This is a genomic window from Azotobacter armeniacus, from assembly GCF_054779355.1.
In genome coordinates this window covers 21889-28192 of the sequence record NZ_BAAGYK010000128.1, presented here as the reverse complement: position 1 = coordinate 28192, position 6304 = coordinate 21889, and the positions used below count along the sequence as shown (strand labels likewise).

At 60.1% G+C, this 6304-nt stretch carries 5 protein-coding genes and 1 pseudogene; 5 read left to right on the top strand and 1 reads right to left on the bottom strand.

Annotated elements, in window-relative coordinates; genetic code table 11:
- Positions 1-294: 294 nt before the first annotated feature.
- From ACYVD0_RS17415 to ACYVD0_RS17395, 5 genes and pseudogenes are all read left to right on the top strand, one after another.
- Positions 295-1098 carry a glutaminyl-peptide cyclotransferase gene (locus ACYVD0_RS17415; protein ID WP_460427980.1) on the top strand — a complete coding sequence of 268 codons (804 nt, stop codon included), beginning with the start codon at positions 295-297 and terminating at the stop codon, positions 1096-1098.
- Between the two features lie 319 nt (positions 1099-1417).
- Positions 1418-2282: pseudogene (locus ACYVD0_RS17410) on the top strand (transposase); the annotation flags it as partial.
- A gap of 563 nt (positions 2283-2845) precedes the next feature.
- On the top strand, positions 2846-3109 hold the full coding sequence (locus tag ACYVD0_RS17405) for a hypothetical protein (protein ID WP_460427979.1): 264 nt from the start codon (positions 2846-2848) through the stop codon (positions 3107-3109).
- Positions 3110-3353: 244 nt separating this feature from the next.
- Positions 3354-3602 carry a hypothetical protein gene (locus ACYVD0_RS17400; protein ID WP_460427978.1) on the top strand — a complete coding sequence of 83 codons (249 nt, stop codon included), beginning with the start codon at positions 3354-3356 and terminating at the stop codon, positions 3600-3602.
- A gap of 650 nt (positions 3603-4252) precedes the next feature.
- Positions 4253-5173, top strand: a complete 921-nt coding sequence (locus ACYVD0_RS17395; RefSeq protein WP_460427977.1) for a bestrophin family protein — start codon at positions 4253-4255, stop codon at positions 5171-5173.
- Between the two features lie 157 nt (positions 5174-5330).
- Here the strand turns inward: ACYVD0_RS17395 and ACYVD0_RS17390 are convergent, their stop codons facing one another.
- Entirely contained in the window at positions 5331-6302 is a 972-nt protein-coding gene (locus ACYVD0_RS17390) for a sulfate/molybdate ABC transporter ATP-binding protein (protein ID WP_460427976.1), read from the bottom strand.
- Between the last annotated feature and the right edge of the window lie 2 nt (positions 6303-6304).

Here is a 6304-nt window from a genome sequence, read left to right as displayed (position 1 = left end):
GCCCCTGAGCGCCTACCAGAGTTTCCAGTCGCTCTGCAGTCATGTGCATGAGGTGCTGTCTGGGTATGGCGATAAATATCGGATCAATTTTGTTTGACTACTTAGGAAGCGGGGTCTGCGCCATGAAATTTCGCGACCTCAATCCGTCACCTTCCGTCCCTTATCCTCTTTCATCATTAGGGGATGGCGCCTACCACCATCAGTATTTAGAGGGGGGTGGAACCATCAACGGCTTCGACCATCCAACCGCCAGATCCCAATCCAGCCCATAAAACCACCGACTGCGAGAACACAATGTATCGCTTCTTGTCGTTTCCTCGCGCGATGGCCATCGCGCTGGTTCTTACCGGCTCAACGAGCGCATTGGCCACTTTGGCTGGAGAAACTATTCCGTGCTATTCGTATTCTGTCGTAGCTCGGTATCCTCACGACCGTCATGCATTTACCCAGGGACTGATCTTCAAGGATGGCTTCCTGTACGAAAGCACTGGTCGGCGGGGACAATCTTCGGTGCGCAAGGTCCGCCTCGAAACCGGCGAGGTCCTCCAACAAACCGATCTGCCTTCATCGGACTTCGGCGAGGGGCTAACAGATAGTGGCGAGCAACTACTCAATCTGACCTGGAATTCCAATGTAGGCTACATTTTTGAAACAGCCGACCTGACACTCAAGAGCATCTTCACCTATCCCGGTGAAGGCTGGGGTCTGACAAGATCCCCTGATGCCATATTCATGAGCGATGGGACCTCGCAAATCCGGGTGCTCGATCCGTCCTCTCTCCAAGAGAAAGGGCGAATCAATGTCACCGCCGATGGTGCCCCCATTGACCAGTTGAATGAGCTTGAATGGGTCAAGGGCGAGATCTTCGCCAACATCTGGAAGACCGACAGGATCGCCCGTATCAACCCTGAGACAGGAAATATCATCGGCTGGATCAACCTGACAGGGTTGCTAATCGAACACGGATCTCCAAGCGATGGCGCCGATGCACTGAACGGCATCGCCTACGACAGGGCCGGAGATCGTCTGTTTGTTACAGGAAAACTCTGGCCCAATGTCTTCGAGATCAAGCTCGTCCCCACGGCGAAAGGGGATTGATCTGAACTGAATTTGTCCCGCTGAAACGGACACCAAGAAACGATGTTTTCATCGGTATACAGACGACTTCAAGTCCCAAGCGGTCGCACTGGCCGAGTTCATCGGGTGCGCCAAGGGAGCCCGGCAACTGAAATTTCCGTCTAGACGCTGGGCAACTGGCTGGACAGCGCACGCGCCGGGCGATTACTGAGAGGCTGTGAAAAACCACCTGACGCTGTGTTTCGGTGAGAATAAGCACAGGCGTTTGGGGGGCGAGTGATGACGGGCGGCGGGGGAGTTGTTCAAGGATCTACCGATTGCGGATACGGCCCCGGCCCGGGCAGCGGCGTTGACGCGGCTGTGCGACGCGCACGATACCTATCGCTGGCTGTGCGGTGGCGTGCCGGTCAACCACCACACGCGGTCGGACTTGCGGGTGGGCCACGGCGTGTTTCTGGATGGATTGCTGACAACCAACGTGGCGAGCCGGCTGGCCTGCGGCTCGGTAACGCTGAAGCTCGTGGCGCAGGATGGGGTGCGCGTGCGCGCACATGCCGAGGCGGCATCGTTCCGGCGCAAGGCGCGGCTGCAGCAACCCCAGGCGCAGGCGCGCCAGCAGGTCGAGGCACTCAAGCGCGAAGTGCACGACGATCCGGACGCCACCAACCTGCGCCAGCAAGCGGTGCGCGAGCGCGAGCAGCGCATTGCATAGGCGCTGGCCCAACTGCCGAAGATGGAAAGGATCAAGCAGGCGCAAGGGAAACCTGCCGACACGGCGCGCGCCTCCACCACCGTTGCCCCAGGCCAGGGTGATGAAGATGGCCGACGGCGGTTTTCGTCCTGCGTACAATGCGCAGCTGGCCACCGACACGGCCAGCCTGGTGATCGTGGGCGTGGACATCGCCACCACCGGCAGCGACTTGGGGCAGAGGGTGCCGATGGTCCGACAGATCGAAGAGCGCTATGCGCGCCGCCCGCCGGACCTGCTGGTGGGCGGTGGTTTTGCCAAGCACGACGATATCGAGAACCTGGCCCCGACCAGCAGGGTATATGCGCCGGTGCCGCACCCCAAGGACGTCACGCGCGATCGGCATTAAGCCTGTCCCGGCGACAGTGCTCCCCTCGCCGCCTGGCGACAACGCATGGGTACGGAGGCTGCCAAGGCGATCTACAAGGAGCGCGCAGCCACCGCCGAGTGCGTCAACATGGCGCCCGGCGGTCACCGCCGCGCAAAACCAAAAATCAAAAACTTCACAGCCTCTGAGTCCGAACCTGCGACTGGTGGAGTGATCCGGCGTCAGATCATCGCCATCTGATCTACCGACCAGATGGCTGCCAAACCCTATGCGAACCCCGCCCCTGCGGGGTTTTTCTTTGTGCGCCCGGCAGGGCGCACTCACTCGGAGGTGAAAGTCCTCTACACACCCGGCAAGGGGAAGTGTTAGCCAGAGGCAAGGGTGTCGCGGGTGACTGCGAATCTGAAGGAAGCCCGAGGCAAAGCGCTGGCCTGACGAACAGGAAGCGGATACGAGGCGACGCATCGGGGTAAGGCAGCAAAAAAAGGCCAAAGCCCGCTACTTGCACAGAACGATGCGGCGTATATCCGACAGGCATAAGCGTGAAGGTGGGTGCGTCATACCCGGGGAGATCTGTATGGCTGCCATTGTGCTACTGACGTCGCGAGGCGTGAGGATGGTTGAACCGCACGTACGGTGGTGTGAGAGGGCGGCGGGAGTAATCCCGCTCCCTACTCGATATTGAGGGAAGCATGACCACTCTGATCGACACCCTTTCTCAGGCCGCCGCCCGGGCCACCACCGTCAGCCTGGGCGAGTTCGCCAGCTCAGCTGGATACTGTTTTCGCCCAGTTGGCGACCGAGGCGCTGGGCACGGAGATCGGGCGGGTCGTCGCCAGCACGGCCGGCGCAACCCTCGGCAAGAGCCTGCCCGTCGTCACGCTACCCCCCAGGATCTCAGCGACTACCGCCTGACCTTCCCGGGCCGGGCCAGCTTCGCCAAGGGCAAGTCATGACGCCAAGACCGGCCAGCAGGTGGTCATCGAGCGTCACGCTGCCCCCCAGGATCTCAGCGACTACCGCCTGACCTTCCCGGGCCGGGCCAGCTTCGCCAAGGGCAAGTCATGACGCCAAGACCGGCCAGCAGGTGGTCATCGAGCTGCCCCAGCCGGACGGCAGCGCGGCGCTGTTCCGCACGACGAAACACTGTCCGCTGTGGCCGGGCGGCCTTTTGAGGCGCTGGAGCAGGCCAGGAGCTGAGTGAACCGTTTCGTGGACTGGTACAACCACGAGCATCGACACAGCGCCTTGAGGTTCATGACACCGGCGCAGCGGCATGCCGGCCAGGCTGAAGAACTGCTGCACAAACGTATCGAACTGTATGAGGCGGCACGCGCACGACACCCAGAGCGCTGGAGTGGAAACATCGGGGATTGGTCACTGGCAGCGACCGTGTGCCTGAACCCGGAGCGGGAAGCGGTATTGACGGAAAAATCAGAAGCAGCGTGACACGCTTACGTGATAACTACCTTGAAAATCGCCGAAGCTGGGTTCTGCCGCTCTGGGTTGAATGGCAGTAGATGCGCCCATTCGAGCAGGAGGCGGTTTGAAGGTGGAGACTCTACAAGAACGGGATATTCGACTCAAAACGAGGGCCTCGGCCATCAGGGTAGGGGGAGCCTGACTTGCAGGTACGTCTCGAATAAGCTTGCGAATATCGGGAGAACATATTTTGTAAAAAATTACTCAAATATTTGATTGCATAACGGCAAACAACACTTTTGTTGACAAGGGCACAGTTGAAATACACAAAATGAAACTATTTAGACTTAAAATCTGTCATCCCATACCGAAAATTCGGTAGCGAAGCTCGGACAACCTTGTCTTTAGCTGGCTGCCAATGGATTTCTCAGGATATCGAGACTGCAAGTGGTACAGATAGATCCGCTTTGGAGTGCCTGGTGTGGTTATAGGGTCAGGCGTTCCGCTGTATGCTTAGCCATAAGTCGAAATGGCTATCTTTCCTTGACGTGTGTCAATCAGTTAATCATTAATAGCTCCATGCATCGGATAACCCCTAGATTCATGGGGTTGCAATGATGCCGAACCACCGTTCGATGATCGAATCCCCCCGTTACTTTCCTAGTCGAGATGCATACGTGTCGAACGCCTTTGTCCGAAAAAGTGGATATCTGATCAAGACTCTTACCTATGTCGGCTGGTCGCTGTTCTGGCTGTTGCTCTGGGATATCTTCATCACAGTGGATTACATGGTTCTGCTGAGTCCGGGTGTGAATATCCCCTCGATGCCCCTGACGCTGCTCGGTTCGGCTCTGGTGGTGTTGACCAGCTTCCGCAATTCCAGTGCCTATAACCGCTGGTGGGAAGCGCGGACCCTCTGGGGCACCATGACCAACAACTCGCGCAGCTACGCGCGCCAGGTGCTCACCCTGATCGATGACGCCTATGGCATGAATCCGGTCAAGGCCATGCTGCTGCGCCGCCATGTGGCCTATGTAAAGGCCCTGTCGGCGCACCTGAAGGGCGAGTCCTGCGGCGAAGAGGTCCAGGCGCTGATCCCGGCCGAGGAATTCGACCGCCGCCATCACACCAACAACTTCCCCAACGACATCCTGAATGGTTCTGCGGCCCTGCTGGCCAAGGAATACAAGGCCGGGCGGCTGGACAGCATGCGCCTGTCCCGACTGGAGTCCACCATGGTGGTGCTTTCCGACTGCCAGGGTGGTATGGAGCGGATCGCCAACACGCCGCTGCCGTATCCCTACGTGTACTTTCCGGGGCTGTTCATCACCCTGTTCTGCCTGATCATGCCGATCGGCCTGGTGGAAACCCTCGGCTGGTACACGCCGCTGGTTTCGACGGTGGCGGGCTTCATGCTGCTGGCTATCGAAAAGGTCGGCACGGATCTGCAAAGTCCCTTCCGCAATAGCGAGCACCGGATCCAGACCGAAGCCCTGTGCCAGAACATCGAGCGCAACCTGGAGTCGATGCTGCGCGATGCCACCGCAGAGCGCTCGCCCGAGCTGGTTCCGGTGGGTGGCGAGATGAAGCGTATCTGAAGCCCGCTGTCCACCCGATTGTCGGGCTGTGCAACGCGGTCCGCTGCAGTATGAAATGAGCGGGCGGGTTTACCTCGCCCGTTGGTGATCTCGAAGAATCCGCAGAAGAGCTTCCCGCCTGGCTCGCGAGCTGATCTCCGGGACCGGGCGGGGCGTTTCAGGCGCTCGCTTTCGGCTTGATGAACAGCCTTTCCCCGCGTGACAGTCCAACCAGCATGTCGTGATTCTTGACTACTTCCGCCTCGATCAGTTCGTTCTGACCTTCGACCTTGAGGGTCACCCGGGTGACGGCGCCAAGCGGGCAGATATCGCGTACTTCGGCGCTGTAGTATTCGGCCACTGCCTCGCGGGACAGCAGTACCTCATGGGGACGGAACAGAATATGCCCGTCGTCCAGATGCAGGTGGTTGGCGTCGCCGAGGAAGTGGTAGACGAAGTCGCTGGCCGGCTGCTCGTAGACCTCGCCTGGCGCGCCGATCTGCTCGATCCCCCCTTTGTTCATCACCACGATGCGGTCGGCCACCTCCATGGCTTCCTCCTGGTCGTGGGTGACGAACACGGAGGTCAGGTTGATCTCCTCGTGCAGGCGCGCCAGCCAGCGGCGCAGCTCCTTGCGCACCTTGGCGTCAAGGGCACCGAAGGGCTCGTCGAGCAGCAGGATCTTCGGCTCCACCGCCAGCGCGCGGGCCAGGGCTATGCGTTGGCGCTGGCCGCCGGAGAGCTGTTCGGGATAGCGGTCGGCGAGCCAGTCGAGCTGCACCATGGCGAGCAGTTCGTGGACCTTCGCGGCGATGACCTGCTCGCTCGGCCGCTCGCGCCTGGGCTTCATGCGCAGACCGAAGGCGACGTTGTCGAACACCGTCATGTGGCGGAACAGCGCGTAGTGCTGGAACACGAAACCGACGTTGCGGTCGCGCACGTCGTGGCCGGAGACGTCCCCGCCATGGAAGGCGATGCTGCCGCTGTCCGGGGTTTCCAGGCCGGCGATGATCCGTAGCAGGGTGGTCTTGCCGCAGCCGGAGGGACCGAGCAAGGCCACCAGCTCGCCGCTGTGGATGTCCAGGTTGATGTCGTTGAGTGCCTGGAAGGCGCTGAAGCGCTTGCTGACGTTGCGGATTTCGATAGACATGG

What these genes read in the sequence shown, in the direction of transcription:
- ACYVD0_RS17415 (WP_460427980.1), top strand. Translation starts at nt 295, where the DNA reads ATGTATCGCTTCTTGTCGTTTCCTCGCGCGATGGCCATCGCGCTGGTT.
- ACYVD0_RS17405 (WP_460427979.1), top strand. Translation starts at nt 2,846, where the DNA reads ATGACCACTCTGATCGACACCCTTTCTCAGGCCGCCGCCCGGGCCACC.
- ACYVD0_RS17390 (WP_460427976.1), bottom strand. Translation starts at nt 6,302, where the DNA reads ATGTCTATCGAAATCCGCAACGTCAGCAAGCGCTTCAGCGCCTTCCAG.